This window comes from Microbacterium sp. sgz311019 (assembly GCF_056135325.1).
This window is the reverse complement of sequence record NZ_JBWAXO010000026.1, coordinates 1-2,100: the sequence shown is the minus strand read 5'-3', so window position 1 is coordinate 2,100 and position 2,100 is coordinate 1. Positions and strand designations below refer to the sequence as shown.

The following is a 2,100-nucleotide window of genomic DNA, read 5'->3' as shown; positions in this document are numbered from 1 at the left end:
CGCGGACGCGGCATCGACAGCCTCCCCAGCATCCGCACCACAACCGACGAAACCCCTGGCTAGACTGCCCGCAACCGTTCACAATTCGAGCGCCGAAAGCGACCAGGATTCAGGCGCCGCCGACAGCGTGCAAGCTGGATCGACATCCACTGGGTGGCAGTGGACCGATCGCTCCGCGACCGGAAGCCGAGGTGGAAGCAGGCAACCAGATCAGTCCCGCGGGCGAGGCCAGATGAGTAGCAGGATCCTGCGAGTGATGGACTGGACACTTCTCTCGGTGCAATTGGTCGCGCTGGCGCTTGCTGTCCTGGCCCTCACCACGTCCTGGCCGATCGGACCAATCGCGGGGCCAGTGGCTCTCGTGGCGTTCTTCCTCTTGTTGGGAGTATCTATCACGCTCGCCGTGAGGTTTGGTGGCCTGTTCTGGTCAAACGGCACGCCGCAAATCATCGTGATCGGTAGGCATATCGCGCGATCGAAATCTGTCGGGGACCTGATCCAGTTGACTGTTTTCGTTGCTTCGTTTTGCGGGCTGATCTGGGTTATCGCCTCTGACTGGGCCAGGGCGGACGTAACGCTCGACCGCGGTCGCCATGTTCTCCACGGTCTGGGTTCGCCGATACCCCTACTGGGGAGTCAGCTTCAACTGGCGATATTCACCGCACACGTGCTGCCATTTACGCTAGCGGCATTGGCGCTCTGCGCATTCGGCATAATCGAGCTACACGGAGCGGAGTCTCTGACGAAGAGAGAGTTTGAAGCAATTTCCCGCGCGTTCGGAACTGGCGCAGGCAACACCGACGGGTTGCCCGGCCCGATGCTCATCCAGGACGACAAGGGATAGGTGACGCACCGAATCCGAATCGACGAAGCAGCGTTGCTGCGATGCCAATCTGCGGAGAATGTCGTCGACTGCCGACGGGTGGGGCAGCCCTGGCCTAAGTCGACTGTCCCGGTCAGCCGGGCGCTGGCCCCGTTCGCGCGCGCAACCGGGTCGTCTCGCGTGCACCCCATCGTGCTCGAGTACGCATCCGCTCGCGTTAGTCGACAACGTGGGGTTGCTGACCCGTGCCGATGGACCGCGCATGACGTCCGCCCCTCCCCGGTCGCGTGGGGGATCATTGGCCCTCGTCACACAATCGAACCGGCGCGTCGGCTACGGCGGATATATTTGGCCGGTGCGCGTGTTGCGTATTGGTCTGCGAGTGTCGATGGCGCTGAGCGCGCTCGGATTCGTGGCCTTCGCGGCCGGGTTCGTGGCCTTACCGCTCCAGTGTCCTGACGGCTGCACGCAGCTGAATTCAGCGATGTGGGCCCCCTTTGCCGTCTTCGCCGCGGGCAGTATCGCGGCGGCCGTGTTTACCGCGGCGATCCACGGGCGACAGTCGGCGAACCGGCCTCGACCCCAGCCTGTGTTAACGGGCATCAACAGTTCGGCGTACCCGGCGGGGCCTGTCGCCGGGCTTCCGGTCGCACAGTTCCGGCCGATGGGGCTCGATCTTCGTAAGGACATCGTCCCGACCAGCTCGAACGTTCCCTGGTTGCAGCGACTCACGATCCGTCCCGAGGGTCTGGAGCTGCGCATTCTCTTCAGCCGGGCGTGGGTTCCCCGCGAGCGCATCACCGGGCTGTATCGCATGCCGGGAGAGATCCGGGTGATCTGGGATGACGGTGGTGGTACTGCGACTGTCCGCGACTGGCGCATCAAGGAGATCGCGGGTGCAATGGAACAGGCCGGCTACCGCTTCGACCCGGATTGACTCAGGCGAGCATCGACGCCCGCGAGCCGGGTCTGCGTGCGGTGGTCGGTCCTCCAACCGGCATCGACCGCAACCGAATGGTCGAGCGAATCGTCGCCGGCTGGCCCTGGTTGCCGGACGTTCAGGAGCAACCTGCTCTACCCGCGACAAGCACGGCGCCGGTGGCTCCTGCAGGCTGCTGTCGCAGTTGACCGGCCCGCGCGTTTGCGCGAAGGCGGGGCGGTGGATTCTGATGGTCGTCGCAACACTTGGTCGTTTTGGGGAAGGCTAGCGCAGCTCGGCTGCGCTGGTTCGGGCGGTCTTGAATCGTGCGGCTGGGGTGTCGTAACCGAGCTTCTTC

General features: G+C 64.3%; 2 protein-coding genes. Both read left to right on the top strand.

Translation table 11 applies throughout. The annotated features are described in order from the left end of the window. Positions 1-253: 253 nt before the first annotated feature. On the top strand, positions 254-844 hold the full coding sequence (locus AC0NZN_RS18325; RefSeq protein WP_474593759.1) for a hypothetical protein: 591 nt from the start codon (positions 254-256) through the stop codon (positions 842-844). Positions 845-1,178: 334 nt separating this feature from the next. Beyond that, on the top strand, positions 1,179-1,760 hold the full coding sequence (locus AC0NZN_RS18320) for a hypothetical protein (RefSeq protein ID WP_474593758.1): 582 nt from the start codon (positions 1,179-1,181) through the stop codon (positions 1,758-1,760). Positions 1,761-2,100 lie beyond the last annotated feature (340 nt).